At 39.8% G+C, this 20,579-nt stretch carries 17 protein-coding genes; 4 read left to right on the forward strand and 13 right to left on the reverse strand.

Annotated features, from left to right (window positions below):
- Positions 1 to 100: 100 nt before the first annotated feature.
- From D8854_RS01610 to D8854_RS01625, 4 genes are all read right to left on the reverse strand, one after another.
- Complete coding sequence (locus D8854_RS01610) at positions 101 to 2,644, reverse strand: pneumococcal-type histidine triad protein (protein ID WP_125449167.1); 2,544 nt, start codon at positions 2,642 to 2,644, stop codon at positions 101 to 103.
- A gap of 258 nt (positions 2,645 to 2,902) precedes the next feature.
- Positions 2,903 to 4,636 (reverse strand): phosphoenolpyruvate--protein phosphotransferase, encoded by a 1,734-nt coding sequence (gene ptsP / locus D8854_RS01615; protein ID WP_025171716.1) that lies wholly within the window; start codon positions 4,634 to 4,636, stop codon positions 2,903 to 2,905.
- A 5-nt stretch (positions 4,637 to 4,641) separates the two neighbouring features.
- Entirely contained in the window at positions 4,642 to 4,905 is a 264-nt protein-coding gene (locus D8854_RS01620; RefSeq protein WP_000146948.1) for a phosphocarrier protein HPr, read from the reverse strand.
- A gap of 459 nt (positions 4,906 to 5,364) precedes the next feature.
- Positions 5,365 to 6,585: an alpha/beta hydrolase family protein gene (locus D8854_RS01625; RefSeq protein ID WP_084854182.1), complete on the reverse strand. Its 1,221-nt coding sequence runs from the start codon at positions 6,583 to 6,585 to the stop codon at positions 5,365 to 5,367.
- Positions 6,586 to 7,237: 652 nt separating this feature from the next.
- Between D8854_RS01625 and nrdH the strand changes: the two genes are divergently transcribed.
- From nrdH to D8854_RS01645, 4 genes are all read left to right on the forward strand, one after another.
- The gene (nrdH, locus tag D8854_RS01630; protein ID WP_000259240.1) at positions 7,238 to 7,456 is read left to right on the forward strand and encodes a glutaredoxin-like protein NrdH; all 219 of its coding nucleotides are present in this window, start codon (positions 7,238 to 7,240) and stop codon (positions 7,454 to 7,456) included.
- Positions 7,457 to 7,536: 80 nt separating this feature from the next.
- The gene (nrdE, locus tag D8854_RS01635) at positions 7,537 to 9,696 is read left to right on the forward strand and encodes a class 1b ribonucleoside-diphosphate reductase subunit alpha (RefSeq protein ID WP_000523276.1); all 2,160 of its coding nucleotides are present in this window, start codon (positions 7,537 to 7,539) and stop codon (positions 9,694 to 9,696) included.
- A 194-nt stretch (positions 9,697 to 9,890) separates the two neighbouring features.
- Positions 9,891 to 10,853 carry a class 1b ribonucleoside-diphosphate reductase subunit beta gene (gene nrdF, locus D8854_RS01640; protein WP_000451372.1) on the forward strand — a complete coding sequence of 321 codons (963 nt, stop codon included), beginning with the start codon at positions 9,891 to 9,893 and terminating at the stop codon, positions 10,851 to 10,853.
- 139 nt (positions 10,854 to 10,992) lie between these two features.
- Positions 10,993 to 11,754, forward strand: coding sequence for a DeoR/GlpR family DNA-binding transcription regulator (locus D8854_RS01645; protein WP_125449169.1), 762 nt, complete (start codon positions 10,993 to 10,995; stop codon positions 11,752 to 11,754).
- 47 nt (positions 11,755 to 11,801) lie between these two features.
- On the opposite strand, the gene lacG is transcribed toward D8854_RS01645, so the two are convergent.
- The 9 genes from lacG to D8854_RS01690 all read right to left on the reverse strand — a co-directional run bounded on the left by lacG (position 11,802) and on the right by D8854_RS01690 (position 20,487).
- Entirely contained in the window at positions 11,802 to 13,208 is a 1,407-nt protein-coding gene (gene lacG / locus D8854_RS01650) for a 6-phospho-beta-galactosidase (RefSeq protein ID WP_125449171.1), read from the reverse strand.
- An 84-nt stretch (positions 13,209 to 13,292) separates the two neighbouring features.
- Entirely contained in the window at positions 13,293 to 14,987 is a 1,695-nt protein-coding gene (locus D8854_RS01655; protein ID WP_125449173.1) for a lactose-specific PTS transporter subunit EIIC, read from the reverse strand.
- Positions 14,987 to 15,304 carry a PTS lactose/cellobiose transporter subunit IIA gene (locus D8854_RS01660; RefSeq protein ID WP_001078319.1) on the reverse strand — a complete coding sequence of 106 codons (318 nt, stop codon included), beginning with the start codon at positions 15,302 to 15,304 and terminating at the stop codon, positions 14,987 to 14,989. Before D8854_RS01660 ends, D8854_RS01655 begins: the two co-directional genes overlap by 1 nt.
- A gap of 34 nt (positions 15,305 to 15,338) precedes the next feature.
- Positions 15,339 to 16,175, reverse strand: a complete 837-nt coding sequence (locus D8854_RS01665; RefSeq protein ID WP_125449175.1) for a PRD domain-containing protein — start codon at positions 16,173 to 16,175, stop codon at positions 15,339 to 15,341.
- 234 nt (positions 16,176 to 16,409) lie between these two features.
- A complete protein-coding gene (gene lacD / locus D8854_RS01670; RefSeq protein ID WP_125449177.1) occupies positions 16,410 to 17,390 on the reverse strand; it encodes a tagatose-bisphosphate aldolase in 981 nt (326 codons plus the stop codon).
- Between the two features lies 1 nt (position 17,391).
- Entirely contained in the window at positions 17,392 to 18,321 is a 930-nt protein-coding gene (locus D8854_RS01675) for a tagatose-6-phosphate kinase (RefSeq protein ID WP_125449179.1), read from the reverse strand.
- 10 nt (positions 18,322 to 18,331) lie between these two features.
- Positions 18,332 to 18,847 (reverse strand): galactose-6-phosphate isomerase subunit LacB, encoded by a 516-nt coding sequence (gene lacB / locus D8854_RS01680; protein WP_001216921.1) that lies wholly within the window; start codon positions 18,845 to 18,847, stop codon positions 18,332 to 18,334.
- A 30-nt stretch (positions 18,848 to 18,877) separates the two neighbouring features.
- Complete coding sequence (gene lacA / locus D8854_RS01685) at positions 18,878 to 19,303, reverse strand: galactose-6-phosphate isomerase subunit LacA (RefSeq protein ID WP_125449181.1); 426 nt, start codon at positions 19,301 to 19,303, stop codon at positions 18,878 to 18,880.
- 287 nt (positions 19,304 to 19,590) lie between these two features.
- Positions 19,591 to 20,487 carry an aldose 1-epimerase family protein gene (locus D8854_RS01690; RefSeq protein ID WP_125449183.1) on the reverse strand — a complete coding sequence of 299 codons (897 nt, stop codon included), beginning with the start codon at positions 20,485 to 20,487 and terminating at the stop codon, positions 19,591 to 19,593.
- Positions 20,488 to 20,579: the final 92 nt, after the last annotated feature.

Consider the following 20,579-nt stretch of genomic DNA (forward strand, 5'->3'; position numbering starts at 1 on the left):
AAAAAAATGAGAACTAGAACTTACATTCTGTTCTCACTTTCTTTTTTTACTTTTCTAGTTCTCCTATCCTGTTTTTAGAAGTTAGAAAATTGGGGTAGGTTTAGTTGCTCTCCTTTAACAAGGCCAACAACTTTTCAGCTTCAGCCATAATGGTATTGTTGTCCTGAGCACCAAATAGCAGGTTATTTTTTAAGCCGGTGAGAGTTTCTTTGGCATTGGATTTGATAATGGGGTCTTGAATCTTTGCAAGTAGCTCTTCAACCTCTCTTAACTTCGCTTCAACCTTTTCAGTCTCGACCTGAGGTTCTTCTGCTTCCTCTAGTGATTCTTCTTCTGGCTCCTCAGTTGGTTTTGGAGACTCTGGTTTCTCACTCTGCGGTTTCTCTTCGCGAGGTTTTTCTTCCTCAGGTTTTTCTGTCCGAGGTTTCTCCACTGATGGTTTTTCAGTATGATTATTATCAGCTTGACCATTTTGGTTTCTTTGAACATGGTCACTTGCATTGCCCCATCCACTATCTGAATGCGGACGTTCGTTTGGATGTTCTACATAGTACTTGACAGTCGCAAAGAGATCCTCTAAAGTATACCCCTTAGGAGCCTCATAAAGACCTTCGTCAAACCACTCAAATTTGATGTTATGGTAATGGTCATAATGAGGTATAATCAAGCTTCCGTTTTTGACTTCCACAGTATGTTGGAGATTGTAAGGCATACGATCAAGCGGTACCTTCTTAGCTGCTTTCACGCGGTTGTAGATAGCTTCTGCTCCTTTAGCTTCAGTATTTCCTGAATCCTGATGGTCAGTAGAAGGAGGTGTCAAACCTTTCTCTTTAGCATAAGCCTGGGCTGCCGCTCTTTCAGCTTCAGACAAACTATCTTTCTTAATCCAATGACTATGGGTCATATGTGGAGTTACATAGGCATCCCCCTCATCACTAGTGATATCACGAGGATCAAAGATATAGCCATCTTCCGTTGTATACTTGCCTGCCAACTTGGCTACTTGAATCTCATCATCAGTATAAGCAATTTGCGCATTTGGTTTTCCTAAACGTTCTGGATGACGAATCGGTGCTAGGAAGGTAAGAATATCATCCACTAACTTGACTTTATCGCTTGAGACATCATTGAGACGTTCCAAGAGTTTATCCAAAGTATCAAATTCAGCTTGACGCCCTTTATTGGAAATTAAATCTTGATGAATGCTTGCTAGTAAGTCATAAGCCTTATTGTAAAATTCTCGATCACTAGATGGGAGCTCAGTTTTCTTATCTCCTAGCTTATGAGATAAACTTTCCTGCTTGGCTAGTTTACTATCAATGGCTGCTGCTGTTTCTGCCGAAAGTTCCTTGGCAGGAATATAACGTGAGATTCCATTCTCCTCAAAGACATAGCCATCAGCTACTTTTCGAACCGCTTGTCTAACCAATTTTTCGTCAATTGGATTGCTTGGAGCTGGTTGAGGATTTGGTGCAGGTTGCGGGCTTGGACTAGGTTCCGGAGTCGGTTGTGGACTTGGTTGTTCTGGTCTTGAATCCGGCACCCAATGGTTCGAACTGTACTGTAGAGGAATAATACGAGCAATTCGTTCTTCCAATTCAGACATTTGTTCGTAAGGGATGAAATGGTAATGGTTACCATGAGGTACTGCAACCCCTCTGGCTGTCCGACTTGTAATCTGTGCTGGGTCGAAGACAAGGCCATCTGATTCTACGTGTCGTTGGCTGAGTGGCGAGGCATAAAGTTGTTTCAGAAGGCCATCAATATCCTCATCACTTTGACTCGCTTGACTATCGTCGCTACTGTTACTGTTGTTAGCCGTGTTTGTGTTCGTATAGCCACTACCTTGATTATTATAGGATGGGGTCCATCTATCTATATCACTGCTAGCACTGTTGCCATTGGTACGGCGATAAGTAGGCGTATTTGATTGACCACTTCTACCAGATAGGAAGGCTTCTGCAGCAGCCAATTCGCTGGCTGATAACTCACTCTTAGGAATATAATGGTAATGGTCGCCGTGAGGAACGATATAAGCATCACCAGTATCTTCAATGATATCAGAAGCATTAAAGATGTAGCCATCATCTGTGGTGTAGCGTCCTTGTGAACGTGCCAAGGCTACCGCACCATCGTTTGCTGAGGTTCCTCCTTCACGATGCTGACTATGCTCTTGTTTTTGTCGATTAATTTCTTCTTTCGTACGGACATTATCTGCGTGGGCTGCATCCTTAAGGTAAACATAGTATTTTCCGTCCACCTTGATAACATAACCACCCTTGATTTCACTGATAATATCCTCGTCCTTGAGCTGGTAGTTTGGATCCTTCATGAGCAACTCTTCACTGATGATAGCGTCATAAGGAACCTTGCCATTGTAATAATGATAGTGGTCGCCATGTGAAGTGACATAGCCTTGGTCTGTTATCTTGATGACGATTTGTTCGGCATTGATGCCTTCTTTTTTACTAACCTCATCAGGAGTTAGATTCTCCGTTTTTTGCGTCGCTTGTTTTCCATCAACGTAAGACACACGGTTATTTTCTTTGACCGTTCTAGCTTGATACAGTCCCAACTCATAAGAACAAACACTTAAAATTAAAGCTGCCGCAGAACCAGCTAGATATTTTTTATTAATTTTCATCGAAACTCTCTTTCTTTTTGATATTTCTAGTTGCAATTCATTTCTAAATTGCAGAAACTCCTCTCTAAAAGTTAACTGGTTAATAGTTTACTCCTAAATTTGGAACTTGTCAAGAATTTTATGAACCAGTTAACGATTTTTTTGTTTTCTACACTATCTTCTATCTGAACAGTCTGATTTGAGAATCCTATATTGAAAATCAATCACCAAATTTTTAAAACAAAAAATCCCTGCAACTGAGTTGCAAGGACCTTTCAATTAATCAAAGTCAACGTATTCTTTTTGAAGTTCAAGAACTTCTTCCATTGTTGAGCATTCTGTAAGGGCACGGTTTGCGTACTCTTCCATCTTAGCTGTATCCAATTTCTTCATCAAGCTACGTGTACGAAGGACAGATGTTGCTGACATAGAGAACTCATCCAAGCCCATTCCGACAAGAAGTGGAACAGCCTTTTGGTCACCAGCCATCTCACCACACATACCTGCCCATTTACCTTCAGCGTGAGCTGCTTTGATAACATTGTTAATCAAACGAAGTATTGATGGGTTGTATGGTTGGTAAAGGTATGAAACTTGCTCATTCATACGGTCTGCTGCCATTGTGTATTGGATCAAGTCGTTTGTACCAATTGAGAAGAAGTCAACTTCTTTAGCAAATTGGTCTGCAAGCATAGCCGCTGCAGGAATCTCGATCATGATACCAACTTGGATATTATCCGCAACTGCAACACCTTCAGCAAGAAGGTTTGCTTTTTCTTCGTCAAAGACTGCCTTCGCTGCACGGAATTCTTTCAAGAGCGCAACCATTGGGAACATGATACGCAATTGACCGTGAACAGACGCACGAAGAAGGGCACGGATTTGTGTGCGGAACATAGCATCTCCAGTTTCAGAAATAGAGATACGAAGGGCACGGAATCCAAGGAATGGGTTCATTTCGTGAGGCATATCGAAGTAAGGAAGTTCCTTATCTCCACCGATATCCATTGTACGAACGACAACAGGTTTACCGTTCATTCCTTCAAGTACAGCCTTGTAAGCTTCATACTGCTCGTCTTCTGTTGGGAAGTCTTGAGAATCCATGTACAAGAACTCTGTACGGTAAAGACCGACAGCTTCGGCACCGTTGGCATTGACACCTTCAACGTCTTTTGGAGTACCGATATTAGCAGCCAATTCAAAGTGTTTACCATCAGCAGTCACTGTTTGAGCATCTTTCAAAAGTGCCCATTCAGCTTTTTGCTTCGCATAAGCTTCACCAGCAGCCTTGAATTCTGCTGCTTGCTCATCAGTTGGGTTGATAATCACTTCACCAGTAATACCGTTAACAGCAAGAATATCACCATCTTTAACAATTTCAGTGATGTTGTTTGTACCCAATACTGCCGCGATTTCAAGTGTACGCGCCATGATAGCTGAGTGGCTTGTACGTCCACCGATGTTGGTTACAAAAGCTTTTACAAAGTTTTTGTCCAATTGAGCTGTATCTGAAGGAGTCAAGTCATGCGCAATCACGATCACTTCTTCATTGATAGAAGCTGGGTTTGGCAATTTCTTACCAAGGAGATTTGCCAATACACGTTTTGTCACGTCACGGATATCCGCTGCACGTTCTTGCATGTATGGATTGTCTTCCATACCTTCAAAGATAGTGATAAACATGTCTGTCACTTCTTTCAGACCTGCTTCTGCATTAACTTTCTTCGCACGGATTGTTTCCTTGATTTGGCTGATCATTTCTGGGTCAGCAAGAACCATTAAGTGAGCGTCAAAAACTTGAGCTGCTTCTTCACCGAGCGTACCTACTGCTTTCTCACGAATAACAGAAAGCTCGTCTTGTGATGCTTTTAGAGCGGCATCAAGGCGAGCTTCTTCTGCGTTTGTATCTTCGACTGTAATAGTCTCAAATGACAAATCCGGTTGAACGAGTAGATATGCTTTTGCAACTGCAACACCGTCTGATGCTGCGATTCCTTTAAGCATTTCTGTCATTTTCCTTATGCCAATCCTTCTTTTTCCATAGTTTCAGTGATAGCAGCGATTGCGTCGTCAGCATCTGCACCTTCAGCTGAAATTGTAACGTCAGCACCTTGGCCAACACCAAGACTCATAACACCCATGATAGATTTAAGGTTTACTGATTTACCTTTGTATTCAAGAGTGATATCTGAAGCAAATTTGCTAGCTGTTTGAACCAACAATGTTGCTGGACGTGCGTGAATACCTGTTTCTGCCACTACGTGGAAATCTTTAGAAGCCATAGTTTGACTCTCCTTTAGTTATTTCTTTTTTGGATTATATGTGATAACCCTTACAAGACTGTATTATATCACCTTCTAGATAATTTTTCAAGTATTTTATGGACTTTTACTGAAAATGAAATTGCTTCTTTTTTCTATCATACAGGTACTATGGGAAATTTAGGCACTAATTATTAAAAGAATATTACCTTCAAAATTCCAATTTTCAAAGCTATTTTCCCTTAATACCAATCAGAGGACAATCCTAGTAAATAATGAAATAATACTATTTAACTATAATTAATATAACCCAGTAAATCTATTATTTGAAAAGATTTCATCAAATACTAAATACTGAAATTCTAAAACCTACTCTTACCATCAACAGTAGAGAATTTATCCAATTTGCTACTTAAAGTAAAATAAGTTTGTAGCCCCTAACAGTAAAAAGGTAGATATATCTAAGTGGTATAAGTAGAGCTAAAACTTTGATTGATTCCATTCAAATAAAGTATCCAACCAATCAAAAACGACATTATGGGCGAGTCTTAGATTATTGACTTGGCAATGAGCGTCCGCACCACTTTCCGCCTCAAATACTTGAAGTTTAGTTTGTTGATTTTTAGATTTAAGTGCTTCATAAATTACCTTAGTTTGATGCTGCAGTTCAGCACCCTCACCCTTTCCCATGATAAAAAGGCATGGGCATTGAATTTTTTGATAATCCACAATCTTTGCATGGTTAAATACATCATCAATAGCACTCTTAAAATCAGAAGTACCAAACTGCCATGCATACTTTTTAAGATTTAAATTTGCTGATTCATTCAAATTTCCAGCTAATTTTAAAATGGCATTTATTAACCAACTAGGTGCTTTCAAACTTGATCCAAATTCTTTTCTGAAAAGTTCTGCAACATCGTAAATAGGGGTACTAGCAATCCAAGCATGAATTCTTGGATCCTTTTCGACAGCTTGTGCGGTAAAATATCCCCCTCCGCTGACACCATAAATAGCTAAATAATTTAGTTTAGGATTTCTATTTTCCAACCAGTCTATGCATAATGAAATTGGAATAGAAGCATCCACATCAAAGACCAGCCCTCTACTAGGATTGCTCCCTTGACCAGGAAGATCAACCATTAAAACATTATAATTTCGTATCCATCCAGGATATCCTGCAAAGTAAAATAAATCTTCGCGATAAGTATCACCTCCACCAATCATGATTAGCGTTGGACAATTATCACCGCTATGAAGATAATACCCAGGCAAGTAAGAACCCTGATAGGGAATAGTTAGTTTTTCAATCGGTGCACCTAGTGAATGAATTGCACTAGAAAACACCTTCTCCATTTGACGAACGGTCGGTAAATACTCGTCAGAAAATGGATCGGTAAACTGAATTGCCGAGCGAAGTGAGTAGGTCTGTGCAAGATAATACTGCGCCTTTGTTTGTTCACTCAATCCTGAATTACTTGCTTCTTGTTCAAGGTAGTTTACATGCGATAAAAATACATTTTTCCAGTCATCAGGCTTTGGTGAGTTCCCCAATCTTTGAGCAAGATAATAAAGCTCTCCATGAGAGAAACCAAAAATTTCACCGATTCCTAACAACCAATTAAAGAAAAAATCCGTATCACCATTCTTAAAAAATATTTGAGTTGATTGCCGTTTTAAAATAACATCATTTTCTTTCACCACGCGCCTCCTAATTCTGTGTTCTTTCATTCATTTAATCTAATTATAATCTGATAACATTCTCTATCAAGCAAAAGCATCCAGATATCCATTTTCTAATCTTATAATCACAGATACTATATCACATAAAATGAACTTTCTCAAACATTGTATTTATATACTCCTTATAAAAGGATACAAAACTCATAAGTATCCTATATAAAATTAACCAATGATCCATTTTTATGAATACAGCATAATCTGTCATTTCCACTTTTGTTATATTTTAGATATTCTAATACAAAATATTGGGACATCTTGTGTAGAAAATTTCTTTTTTCGTAAATATCACAGTTTCTGTTTTGTTAAAGCATTGTCTCAGCTAGACTTATTCCTGTTCTTACGATTTTTGCTATTTTCTTCGTTTTCCTTTCTGATAACTTGCTGAAAATCTTCTATTCATGTTGCCAATATACAGTATGTAGTTTTTTTATTTTGAGAAAGTTTGACAATTCAACGGAAGTCAAAATTTATGTTTTCGAAAACACTACATCTTGTGTTTTAATTTTAAAACTGTAACTTTTTAGCACAAGATTTAGTTTAAAAAGTTTGACAAAGTTTTTTTTTCTGATATACTAAGAAAGTAATCTATTTTGAAAGAGGAGTTACGAAAATGGTAACCGTTTATTCTAAAAATAACTGCGTCCAATGTAAGATGACCAAACGTTTCTTGGACAGCAACAATGTCGCTTATCGTGAGATCAATCTCGACGAGCAACCAGAGTACATCGATCAAGTTAAAGAGCTCGGTTTCAGCGCTGCTCCTGTTATCCAAACACCAACTGAAGTCTTTTCAGGCTTCCAACCAGGAAAACTGAAACAATTAGCATAATCTTAGTACATCATCCAGAAGAGATTGCTTCTAGGGCTAACTTAGAGGCCTTTCTTTTGTAATTAGATAAAGGAAATTTTATGGGATTAAAACATCTTGAGGACGTGACTTACTTCCGTCTCAATAACGAAATCAACCGTCCTGTCAATGGACAAATCATGCTTCATAAAGATAAAGAAGCCTTGGATGCCTTCTTTAAAGAAAATGTAGTTCCAAACACTATGGTTTTTGATTCAATTACTGATAAAATCAACTACCTTATTGAACATAACTATATTGAAACTGCATTTCTCAAGAAGTACCGTCCAGAGTTTTTGGAAGAACTGCATCAATTCATCAAAGACCAAAACTTCCAATTCAAATCATTCATGGCAGCCTATAAGTTTTACAACCAGTACGCCTTGAAGACTAATGACGGTGAATATTACCTTGAAAGTATGGAAGACCGTGTCTTCTTTAATGCACTTTACTTTGCTGACGGGGATGAAGCGATCGCGACTGATATTGCCAATGAAATCATCCACCAACGCTACCAACCAGCTACTCCTTCCTTTTTGAACGCAGGCCGTGCTCGTCGTGGGGAGTTGGTCTCTTGTTTCTTGATTCAAGTAACTGATGACATGAACTCTATCGGACGTTCTATCAACTCTGCTCTTCAACTTTCACGTATCGGTGGTGGTGTGGGAATTTCCCTCAGCAACCTTCGTGAAGCTGGAGCTCCTATCAAAGGTTATGAAGGTGCTGCTTCTGGTGTCGTACCAGTTATGAAGCTTTTTGAAGACAGCTTCTCTTACTCAAACCAACTCGGGCAACGTCAAGGTGCCGGGGTTGTCTACCTCAACGTCTTTCACCCAGATATCATCGCTTTCCTTTCAACTAAGAAAGAAAATGCCGATGAAAAGGTTCGTGTTAAGACCCTCTCACTTGGAGTTGTGGTACCAGATAAATTCTACGAATTAGCTCGTAAAAATGAAGAAATGTATCTCTTTAGCCCTTACTCTGTAGAGCTTGAGTACGGTGTACCATTCAACTACATCGACATCACTGAAAAATACGATGAATTAGTCGCAAATCCAAATATCCGCAAGACAAAAATCAAGGCGCGTGATTTGGAAACTGAAATCTCTAAATTGCAACAAGAATCTGGTTACCCTTATGTAGTCAACATTGATACAGCCAACCGTGCTAATCCAGTAGATGGTAAGATTATCATGAGTAACTTGTGTTCTGAGATTCTTCAAGTTCAAAAACCAAGCTTGATCAACGATGCTCAAGAATTCCTTCAAATGGGAACAGACGTTTCATGTAACCTTGGATCAACCAACGTGGTCAACATGATGACTTCACCTGACTTTGGTCGTTCTATTCGCGCGATGGTTCGTGCCCTTACTTTCGTTACAGATAGTTCACACATCGTAGCTGTCCCTACTATCGACCACGGAAACAGTTTGGCTCACACCTTTGGCCTTGGTGCCATGGGACTTCATAGTTACCTTGCCCAACAACTGATTGAGTACGGATCACCTGAGTCAATTGAATTTACAAGCATCTACTTTATGCTTATGAACTACTGGACCTTGGTGGAATCAAACAATATCGCACGCGAACGTGGTATCACCTTCCACAACTTTGAAAAATCAGACTATGCTAACGGTAGCTACTTTGACAAGTATGTGACAGGCGAATTTGTTCCAAAATCAGGCCGTGTTAAAGAACTCTTCAAAGATGTCTTTATTCCAAGTGCTGCTGATTGGGCTGAACTTCGCGAAAAGGTTCAAGCAGATGGTCTTTATCACCAAAACCGCCTTGCTGTAGCTCCAAATGGTTCTATCAGTTACATCAACGATGTTTCTGCATCTATCCACCCGATTACGCAACGTATTGAAGAACGCCAAGAGAAGAAAATCGGTAAAATCTACTATCCAGCTGCAGGCTTGTCAACAGAAACTATCCCTTACTACACTTCTGCTTACGACATGGATATGCGTAAGGTAATTGATGTTTACGCTGCTGCAACTGAGCACGTAGACCAAGGTCTTTCACTCACTCTCTTCATGCGTAGTGATATTCCAAAAGGTCTTTACGAATGGAAGAAGGAAAATAAACAAACGACACGTGACTTGTCTATCCTTCGTAACTATGCCTTTAACAAGGGCATCAAGTCAATTTACTACGTTCGTACCTTTACGGATGATGGTGGAGAAGTCGGTGCTAACCAATGTGAAAGCTGTGTGATTTAATTTTTATCTGGGGCAACCACATTTTCTCAGACTACTGGTTAAGTTCCCCATCATACAAAACTTGATAAGTATCTTAAATACTATGAAAAACTAAAAAGTCGGTCTTCCGACTTTTTGTGCGATACTCCTCTCAGACTATGATAAAATAGAGATGATTCGACAATCGCATTATTACATACAGAAAGAGATTTCAAATGGAAACTTACTACAAAGCCATTAACTGGAATGCCATCGAAGATGTCATCGACAAATCAACTTGGGAAAAGCTGACGGAGCAATTCTGGCTCGATACGCGTATCCCCTTGTCAAATGACCTAGACGACTGGAGAAAACTATCAAACAAAGAAAAAGACTTGGTAGGAAAAGTCTTTGGTGGTTTGACACTTTTGGATACCATGCAATCTGAAACAGGAGTTCAGGCGCTTCGCGCAGACATCCGTACACCGCATGAGGAAGCTGTTTTTAACAACATCCAATTTATGGAATCTGTCCACGCAAAATCTTACTCTTCTATCTTTTCGACCTTGAACACCAAGGCTGAAATCGAAGAAATCTTTGAATGGACCAACACAAATCCCTACCTTCAAAGAAAAGCAGAAATTATCAATGAAATCTATCTCAATGGTAGCCCACTTGAAAAGAAAGTTGCCAGCGTTTTCCTTGAAACCTTCCTCTTCTACTCTGGTTTCTTTACGCCCCTCTACTATCTCGGTAACAACAAACTGGCCAACGTTGCGGAAATCATCAAACTGATCATCCGTGATGAGTCTGTTCACGGAACCTATATTGGTTACAAATTCCAACTTGGTTTCAATGAATTGCCTGAAGAAGAGCAAGAAAAGCTCAAAGAATGGATGTACGACCTGCTCTACACTCTCTACGAGAACGAAGAGGGCTATACAGAAAGCCTCTATGACGGTGTTGGCTGGACTGAGGAAGTTAAAACTTTCCTTCGTTACAATGCCAATAAGGCTCTTATGAACCTAGGACAAGATCCACTCTTCCCAGATTCAGCTGATGATGTCAACCCAATCGTTATGAACGGAATCTCAACAGGAACTTCTAACCACGACTTCTTCTCTCAAGTCGGAAATGGTTACCTCCTTGGTGAAGTTGAAGCCATGCAAGACGAGGATTACAACTACGGTTTGGACTAATTTGACCAATCATTCAAAATATCATGGTTTGTTTAAAACAACCATGATATTTTTGTTTTTGTTTTATTTTGTTTTTTTCTATTTGATTGATTGAGCGTTTTATGGTAAGATAATAATAGTAGAAATCGAGGTGATAAGGATGCTAAAGCAAGAAAAACTAGATAGTATTCTAGAAGCAGTAAACACAAAAGGCACTATTACTGTAAAAGAGATTATGGAGAGTCTTGATGTGTCAGATATGACAGCTCGTCGCTACTTACAAGAATTGGCAGATAAGGATTTGCTGGTTCGTGTGCACGGTGGCGCTGAAAAACTTCGTACAGGTTCTCTCTTAAACAACGAACGCTCAAATGTTGAAAAACAAGGCTTGCAGATTGCTGAAAAACAAGAAATTAGCCGTTTTGCCGGCCATTTGATTGACGAAGGTGAAACTATTTTTATCGNGCCAGGAACAACCTTAGAATGTTTTGCTCGTGAACTCCCTATCGATAACATTCGTGTTGTAACAAACAGTCTTCCTGTTTTTCTCATCCTAAACGAACGAAAACTAACAGATTTGATTTTGATTGGTGGAAACTATCGCTCCATCACTGGTGCTTTTGTGGGAACACTCACCTTGCAGGATTTGACCAATCTTCAGTTCTCTAAAGCTTTTGTGAGCTGTAATGGTATCAAGGATAAAGCTATTGCTACTTTCAGTGAAGAAGAGGGCGAGGTTCAACGAATCGCCTTGAACAATGCCAATAAAAAATACTTACTGGCAGACCACAGTAAGTTTAATAAGTTTGATTTTTACACTTTCTACAATATCTCAGAGATTGATACCATCGTTTCAGATTCCAAGCTGAGTCAGGAAACATTTGAAGATCTATCGAAACAAACAACCATTCTTTTATCATAACCAAAAAAAATTCCCTTGCCACTTGGCGGGGAATTTTTTTGTTAGTTTTAGTCAATAATCTGCGTCTCAGCTAGTTTCTTGTACCAGTGAGCTGATTTCTTTGGATAACGCTCCTGGGTTTCAAAATCAACATAGAAGAGGCCGTAACGCTTTTCGTAACCATTTGACCAAGAAAAGACATCCATCAGCGACCAGATAAAGTAGCCTTTGACATTGGCCCCGCCGGAGATTGCATCTGCAATCACTTCCATATGTTTCTTAACATAATCAATCCTTCCATCATCGTAGACTGTCCCATCCACAAACTCATCTTTGTATCCAAGACCATTCTCTGTGATGTAGATTTTCTTGTAGTTCGGATAATCCTGCTTCACGCGCATGATTTGATCATACAAACCTTGAGGATAGATAATCCAATCCCAGTCCGTACGTGGGACATAGTCAGGCGCCACTCGACGTCCAACTCCCTTAATCTGATACTTAGAGCTTCCTTTTTCACCCTTACCGTTATGAATGATTTCTGTTTCGCCATCAAAGGCTTGCATCCAATCACTCATGTAGTAGTTAATTCCAAGGAAGTCATTCAGGTCTTTTGCAGCTTCTAGCACAGCGAAGTCTTCTTCACGCAGATCTAAACTTCCACCATTGACTGCTAAGATATGGTTGACACCTTCCATCGTTTCTTCGGAATATCGTCCTAGATAAGTCGCATCCAAAATAAATTTATTGTGAATGATATCTTCTAACTCGGCTGCACGAACATCTGCTGGATTATCTGGATCCAGAGGATACTTAGTAGGCAGTGCATGAACCACACCAATTTCACCCTTATATCCCTTATCCTTGAAAAGTTTTACTGCACGCGCATGCGACACCATCATATTGTGATGAGATTGGAAGACTTTGGCAAGGTCGTACTGAATACCCGGAGGGAATTTCCCAACCAAATACTGGCCATCCCCTATCGGTCCAATTTCATTAAAGGTCGTCCAATAGTTGACTTCTGGAAATTCTTCAAAACAGAAGGCCGCATAATCCACAAAGTGATCAATGTTTTCTCTATTCAGGAAATCTCCGTTTGAATGAAGTGCTTCTGGTGTATCAAAGTGATGGAGGGTCACGAAGGGCTCAACATGCCGTTTGTGGCACTCTGCAAATAGATTATGATAGAACTCAACCCCCTTGTCATTAACCTTCCCATAACCAGTTGGAAAGATACGTGACCAAGCGATTGAAATACGGATACCATTGACACCATACTCTTCTGCAAGTTTGAGGTCAACTGGGTATTTGTGATAGAAATCACTGGCTGGTTCAGCAGTGTACCAGTAGTTATCTTTGAGGTATTTGTCCCAGGCGACTGGCCCTTTACCATCAGTATGTGTAGCACCTTCTGCTTGGTAGGCTGCTGTTGCTCCGCCAAAAATAAAGTCTTTTGGAAGTGTTTTTGTCATTTGATTCACCTTTCAAGAAATAGAAATGAGATGGGGGTATAGTTGGGAGGAGTTCCTCCATCTCACTTCTTCGCTATTTACATTTTATTCTTCGAACTGCGCTTGAACAAAGGCAAGAGCGCCTTTTCCATCGCGAGTCAATTTAATGTATTGGCCACCTTCTGTCTTAGCAAGTTTGATACCAAGTTTGTCGGTTTCGGCCTTCATGTCTTCAAAGTTTGAAGCAACTTGAGGAGCAAGGATAACCAGATCAAACTCTGGCAACATTTCACGGTGAGCTCCATAGCCACCGGCTGCTGCTTTAACAGGAACCTTGTACTCCGCAGCTGCTTTGTTTAGAGCATTTGCAAGTAGACCACTTGTTCCTCCGCCTGCACAGAGAACGAGAACATTTGTTTCCTCAGTGATTGTGTTTTGCGCTGCTTCTACACCCGCTTTTTCAAGAATCGCATCTGCTTTGGCAGTATTGAAGTTTGCAGCTACTTTTTCTTTCAATTCATCATTAACTTTACCAGAACGCTCTTCTTCAAGGATTTGTTCATCATAGACTTTAAGGAATGGATAGTAAATGACAATGTCAACAACGATTAGAAGGGCAGCAAGAATGAACGATAGAACTTGGAAGTTTGTACCGAGAACAATACCGAGCGGACCTGGTGTTGTCCAAGGAAGGTTGGCTGTAAATGAGTTCATGCCAAGCGTCTCAATGAAGAATTTAAAGATCCATACGTTGGCAATTGGCGCAAAGATAAATGGAATAAAGAAAATCGGGTTCAATACAAGGGGTGCACCAAACAAGATTGGTTCATTTACACCAAAGAAAGTTGGAACTACTGAAGCACGACCGATTGCACGGTTTCGTTTTGATTTGGTTAACCACATGAACATGAATGGAACAACCAGTGTCGCACCAGTACCACCCATGGTAACGATAAACATTTGTGTACCAGAAGTAAGGATCTTGTCAGCGTGCATACCTTGTTGGAGAAGGTTCAAGTTGACTTCGGCATTTGCATAGGTGATAGCTGCGATTGCTGGTTCAACGATAGATGGACCATGGATACCAACAAACCAGAAGAAGGCAAAGGCCCCAAAGATAATGGTAATACCCAGATAGCCATCAGCAGCTGAGAATAATGGTGCAAAGAATTTACCGATTGATTCAGCTACGCTTGCACCAACAAAATGACGAGCTAGTAAATCAAGAGCATAAAGAGAAACCACTGATAGAGTGAATGGAATCACATCTTTAAAGACTTGTGAGATATTGGGTGGAACTTCGTCAGGCATGCGAATAGTGACGTTGTTCTTAACACAAACCTTATAGATTGCTACGGTCACAAAGGCCGCAAGGAAGGCTGAAAGCAACCCTTTTGTCCCAAGGAAACCTGTCGCAAATCCACCTTCAATCGGATCAGCTGCCAAGATCAACAAACCAACAATCGCTGCCAATAGTGTTGACATATAGTTGATTTGATTGGTTTTCTCCATGCTACGGTTGACTGAGTCCGTCAAAGATTTAGCTGTTGTACCAGCTACCAAGAGAGCCAGAATTCCCATTGAATAGCTGTAAGGTTTCATTAGAAAGGCTACAACTTCATCAGACCATTTAAAACCCCATGAGTTTGGTACAAAAGCAATCAAGATAAAGATACTTGAGAAGAGAATAACTGGCATTCCAGCAATGAAACCATCACGAATAGCGCGAAGGTAGATATTACGAGACAGTTTTTCAAAGAAAGGCTTTCCTTTCTCGATAAATGAAATTAGTTTGTTCATTACTTAACTCCTCTCTTGTAAAGTTCGATTAAATGGTGCATCAAATCTTTGAGCAAGATAGTTGTCATCAAGTGATCTTGGCCGTGCATCATGGTCACACTATAAGCCAAATCTTCACCAGCTGCCTCCTTGGTCAATAGACTTGTTTGCGCGTGATGAGCCTCGGCGATACAGCCACCAGCTTCCTCAACTAAGCTATCCGCTTTCGCAAAATCACCAGCTTCAGCGGCCTTCAAGGCTTCCAATAGTTTTGATCGAGCATCGCCAGCATAGGCAACAATTTCAAAACCTAACAATGTTACTTCTTCTCTATTCATGATAGAATCCTCCTTATATATTGTTTGATAAATCTTATGACAGTAAACGTTGTATATGTAGAACTAGATAAACTCGCTCACTCTTATACAAATCAAGACCCGTATGTTGCGTAATCACATCATAGATCTTGGAACCAATCTCGAACGCTTTTGGATAGGATTGTTTAATATGATCTTCCATATCCAGAAGTGATTGGTTATCATCTCTAGATCTGTCTAAATAATCCAAAAAATAGTTGAGATGAATCATAAAGCGATCATAGAAATGGTTATTCTCTTTGGTTCGTTGAATAGCGTAACTCTTCAGCACTTCTTCAACATTCCTGAGGATTTCTTTCCTCTTATCAATCGACTCAACCACTTGGACTTCATTTTCCCCTTCGGCATTGATGAAATGATAAGCAATCCTAATAATTTCATCCTCAGGGAAATGATCTGTCAACTTCTGACGATAAATTTCAAAAGCTTCCTTTGCGATTTGAAAAGCTACAGGATACTTGGCAGAAATATCTGGCAGATTACTATCCTTGTACCTTCCTTGTGTTAGAGCTTGATAAGAACAGTAAATATGATCTGTCAAGGTCACATAGAGATACTCTTGAATCGGATAATGATATTTTTTAGAAAGCTTATCAATAATCTCATAGGTCACTGTGATAAAATCAAGCGGAACATCTTTGAGCAGAGCCATAAAGTTTTCCCTAGACTCTTCTGTCTTCATCCGAAAGATTTTCTCAACCTGATTTTCAGCAATCAAGTCCCCTTTCTTCTTTCCAAATGTAATCCCCTTACCAATCACAATCACTTCTTCTCCTTTATCATTTCTGACAAGCGAGACATTGTGATTCATTGGATTTAGAATTCGATACATGTCAACCTCCTTTTATATCTTAAAGGTATATGAGTACAAAAAATGACCACAAATGAACTAGAAAATTCTTTGATTTCTAATTCACCTGTGATCATGCCTAATATTACTTAGTAACACTCACCTTGTATTAACTTGTGATTTAAGTATAGCACAAGTAAGTTATTTTGTAAACCTTTACATACAACTTTTTTTAAAATTTTTTTAGATTTATGTTCCTAAACTAGGAGGAGCTTCTTACACACGTTCAGTCCATGAAGTCGCTGTGGTTTGGAGAACCTTGTTAAGTTCGTCAATGTTCTCAAATCCAGTTGTGCGTAACCATTCACGAGCTGCTGCTTCACCGTCTTTGATGTAGGCTTCAACTGATCCTGCCCATGTTGCACGTCCGCAAAGAACACCGTTGAAGTTTGCGCCTGATTCGTGGGCAAAGACAAGGGTTTCTTGGAAGAGTTTCGCTGATACACCTGCACTCAAGTAGATGTAAGGAAGGTTAGTCGCTTCATCTTGCGCTTTGAAGAAGGCTGCTGCTTCTTCACGTGTATGCACGATTTCACCATCACCAAAGCCTTCAACGTATTTGACGTTGACTGGAACTTCCACTTTCAAGACGTCGATGTTGAAGCGTGGGTCTGAGAAGACTTTCATAGCACCGATAACCTTGTGTGGTTTCACTTTAGCGTATTCTGCAGAACCTGCGTCAGCAATCTTTTCATCGTAAGCCAAGATTTCAAGGAAGAATGGAATATCCTCTGCCACACACTCAGAACCAATGCGTTCGATGTAGGCTTGTTTTTGTTGGTTGAGTTCGTCAGAGCTGTCTACATCGTAGTAAAGCAAGAACTTAACAGCATCTGCGCCTTGTTCCTTGATGCGTTTGGCAGACCAAACATCCAAGCAGTCAGGCAAGCGTTTGGTGCTAGTTGTGTCATAACCTGTTTTTTCATAAGCAAGGAGAAGGCCAGCATTTGGATCAAGCGCTTTTGTAGCTGGAAGCCCATACTCAGGGTCAAGAAGCATAGAGGATGCGTATTTTGTCAATTCATCTGCTACCAAGACCTTGAGTTCTTCCATTTGAGCCACTGTTGGCTCTTCTGTTTGGTATTGAGCCATGAGGCGTTTCAAAGCACCACGTTGGTCAAAGGCAAGAGCTGAGATGATTCCATTCTCGTCAGAGAGTTTTTCTAAGCGTGCACGTTTTTGTTCTGTTAAAGCCATTTTATACCTCTTTTACTATTAATTGATCATATAAAGCTTGATAGTTGGCCATATTGACATGACCTGTCATCTTTTCTTGAGCGTTAAGCATACCAAGGACATTTGCCTTGATGAGGAGTTCTGCATCCGATTCCTTATGAAGAAGACCTGATGAAATACCTGCAACAGTAGAATCTCCAGATCCGACAGGATTGACTACCTGAATTCTTGGAATATCTACCTTGTAGAAAGTATCACCGTGTTTTGCAAAAGCACCATTTGCACCAAGTGAAACGATAATCCACTCAATCCCTGCAAATAGAGGCTCTTGAAGAACTTCTTTTAATTCATCCAAATCCTCAGAAACTTCTTTCCCAAGAAGCTGAGACAATTCTTCGTTATTTGGTTTAATAACTGTTGGTTTATGTGGTGATTCAAGGACAGCCTGAAGAGCTGCACCTGAGCAGTCTAGAACAACTGGTTTTCCTGCGCGATTAGCAAGTTCTACTAAGCTCGCATAGTAGTCAACTGGAAGACCTGCTGGCAGGCTACCAGAGATAGCTACTACTTCCACAGTGTCAAGGAGATTTTCGAAATGAGCCAAGAAATCTTGCCCTTCTTGTTCCAATACTTCAGGCCCTTTCTCAAGAATTTCTGTTTGGTTGTCTCCGTGTAGAATAGCGATACAGTTACGAGTCTCTCCTTGAATCGAGAAGAAACGTTTACTTACCTTATCGTCAATGTTTTCTACTAGATAGTCACCGAGTTTGCCCCCAACTAGACCAGTAGCAGCAACAGAATCACCAAATTCTGAAAGAACTCGTGTAACATTGAGACCTTTACCACCAGCTGTCTTGGTCACGTCCACCACACGGTTGACAGTGTCAATTTTCAATTCATCCAAAGGATAAGAAATATCAATGGATGGATTCATCGTGACTGTTAAAATCATGCGTCACCTCTTAGTCGTGGTATTCACCGCGATCCCATTTTTCAAGGAATTCTGTAAAGAAGTTTGCATCTGCTTGATGAGCATTGTGAGTTTCAACGTGCTCGATTTTCGCAATCAATTTTTTGTTTTCTTCTGATGGTTTGTATTCAGCATTGATGAAAGCTTCAATGATATCACACATGAGCAATTCACCAGTGATTTTACCACCAAAACCAATAACGTTGGCGTTCAATTGTTCTTTTGCGTAAAGAGCTGTTGTCATATCACGAACCAAGGCAGAACGAACTCCTGGGACTTTGTTTACAGCGTTGTTGATACCAACACCAGTACCACAGATACATACCCCAAGATCGGCTTGACCGCTTGTAACAGCTTCACCAACTTTTTTACCAAAGATTGGGTAGTGAGTACGTGTGTGGTCATAAGTACCAAAGTCAATGACTTCATATCCTTTTGATTTTAAAAATTCTGAAACCGCCATTTTTTCATCTGTTACGATGTGGTCACATCCAATTGCAATTCTCATTTTTATCTTACCTTTCTTACTGTAATCTAATTAGCACATTTTGTTCAACATATCAACACGAATTTGGTGACGTCCACCGTCGTATTTACCGTTAACAAAACCTTTAGCAATATTTTTAGCCAATTCATCACCAACAAGTTGTGCACCCATAGTGATCATACGTGAGTTGTTGTGACCACGAGTCATATAAGCTGAACGTTCGTCAGATACTTCTGCGGCAACCATTCCTTTGATCTTTGTTGCGACCATAAATGGACCAGCTCCATAAGCATCAATCACGATACCAAGATTTTGTTCTTCTTTGTTTACTTCTGCAGCAACAGCAAGAGTCACATCAACAAAGTCATGACCTTCAGCTGTAACATCCACAACGTGGAAGTTTTCTTTTTCCAAGAAGTCTTTCACAACTTCTTTCAATCTCAAACCTGCAGCATCTGCACCGATAACAATAGACATATTGTATACTCCTTTTTATTATTCTAGGCTAGTAAAGACTTTTATAGTTAGCAGTTTACCTACAAAAGACTTTCTAGCAGTTTATTGACAAATTTGATTGAATAAGCTGTTCGATAGCTTATCCAAGTCTAGGAAATCAAGTTCCTAGAAAGAAACTTTCTCCTCGAAAGAGAATATAACAAGCGATTATTTGTTTGTTACAAACATCATTTGTTGTTTACAAACATAATATACTCCTATTTATAGAAAAAGTCAACAGTAAATGTTTGTTTTTGTGGTTTTTTTATCTAAAATATTTCAATATCAAAGCCAATCTGATCTACTTGACCAGCTTCCAAGAGACGAACGTTTTTCTTATCTTCTAAATGATCTCCTTCTTCAAGAGATGTTGACAAGCCAGACCATGGTTCAAACGCTATAAAAGGTCCCTTATTCAAAGTTGACCAAATGATGAGATTTGAGAACTCCTGGAAGTGTACTTTTAATCCCTTCTCATGCTTGCGCGAACGAAGGGCAATTGTTCTGGATTGCAACTCATCCAAAGTCACTGCATCTGTGCTAAACAAATCATAGCTAAGGTCTAATTCTTTTTGCCCATCCAACAATGGACTTCTATCTTGGAAGTCTAACATTCCTGTTTTTGGGAAAGGCCGGGGAACAGAGCAAGTCTCTTCTTTCTCAAACTCTAAATAGTAATCTTCATAAGTTTCGCCATCCAGCAGAGGGCAATTAAACCCTGGATGTCCTCCTATAAAGAATGGCATTACTTTATTCGTTTCTTTATTGAAAATCTTGTATTGAGTACGAACAGTCTTGCCAGTCACTAGATAAGTGATTTCAAGGCGGAAATGATAAGGATAGTTTTGATAAGTATTCTCATCATCTTCGATAGCAAAAGTAACACTGTTTTCTGTCTGTTCAACTAATTCAAATTCTTTTTTACGGACCAAACCGTGACGAGGAATGATTCCTTTCGTCTCCGTTCCATCTTTGTGGCTATATAAGGCTGTGTCTTCTCTCAAAGAACCACAGATTGGAAAAAGTACTGGAGCTTGTCCACTCCAATAGCTGGAATCTCCTTGCCACAAGTACTCAATTCCATCTCGATCCTTGATTGATGACAAGGCGCCACCTAAGGTTTTAAACTGAACCGTTAACTGATCTGATTTTACTTCAATTACCATAATATTCTCCAACTATTTTTAGATTTTTATATAAAAAAACTAGGTTGCCACTCCCAATGTCGGAAATTGACAACCTAGTTTTCACAATTTAC

The organism is Streptococcus mitis (assembly GCF_003943905.1).
GTDB classification, from domain to species: Bacteria; Bacillota; Bacilli; order Lactobacillales; family Streptococcaceae; genus Streptococcus; species Streptococcus mitis_BC.

Coding starts and splice junctions, on each gene's coding strand:
- D8854_RS01620 (WP_000146948.1), bottom strand. CDS start 4,905: ATGGCTTCTAAAGATTTCCACGTAGTGGCAGAAACAGGTATTCACGCA.
- ptsP (WP_025171716.1), bottom strand. CDS start 4,636: ATGACAGAAATGCTTAAAGGAATCGCAGCATCAGACGGTGTTGCAGTT.
- D8854_RS01660 (WP_001078319.1), bottom strand. CDS start 15,304: ATGAATAGAGAAGAAGTAACATTGTTAGGTTTTGAAATTGTTGCCTAT.
- nrdF (WP_000451372.1), top strand. CDS start 9,891: ATGGAAACTTACTACAAAGCCATTAACTGGAATGCCATCGAAGATGTC.
- lacA (WP_125449181.1), bottom strand. CDS start 19,303: ATGTCTATTGTTATCGGTGCAGATGCTGCAGGTTTGAGATTGAAAGAA.
- D8854_RS01655 (WP_125449173.1), bottom strand. CDS start 14,987: ATGAACAAACTAATTTCATTTATCGAGAAAGGAAAGCCTTTCTTTGAA.
- lacD (WP_125449177.1), bottom strand. CDS start 17,390: ATGGCTTTAACAGAACAAAAACGTGCACGCTTAGAAAAACTCTCTGAC.
- D8854_RS01675 (WP_125449179.1), bottom strand. CDS start 18,321: ATGATTTTAACAGTCACGATGAATCCATCCATTGATATTTCTTATCCT.
- nrdE (WP_000523276.1), top strand. CDS start 7,537: ATGGGATTAAAACATCTTGAGGACGTGACTTACTTCCGTCTCAATAAC.
- lacB (WP_001216921.1), bottom strand. CDS start 18,847: ATGAGAATTGCAATTGGATGTGACCACATCGTAACAGATGAAAAAATG.
- D8854_RS01665 (WP_125449175.1), bottom strand. CDS start 16,175: ATGTATCGAATTCTAAATCCAATGAATCACAATGTCTCGCTTGTCAGA.
- D8854_RS01690 (WP_125449183.1), bottom strand. CDS start 20,487: ATGGTAATTGAAGTAAAATCAGATCAGTTAACGGTTCAGTTTAAAACC.
- D8854_RS01610 (WP_125449167.1), bottom strand. CDS start 2,644: ATGAAAATTAATAAAAAATATCTAGCTGGTTCTGCGGCAGCTTTAATT.
- lacG (WP_125449171.1), bottom strand. CDS start 13,208: ATGACAAAAACACTTCCAAAAGACTTTATTTTTGGCGGAGCAACAGCA.
- nrdH (WP_000259240.1), top strand. CDS start 7,238: ATGGTAACCGTTTATTCTAAAAATAACTGCGTCCAATGTAAGATGACC.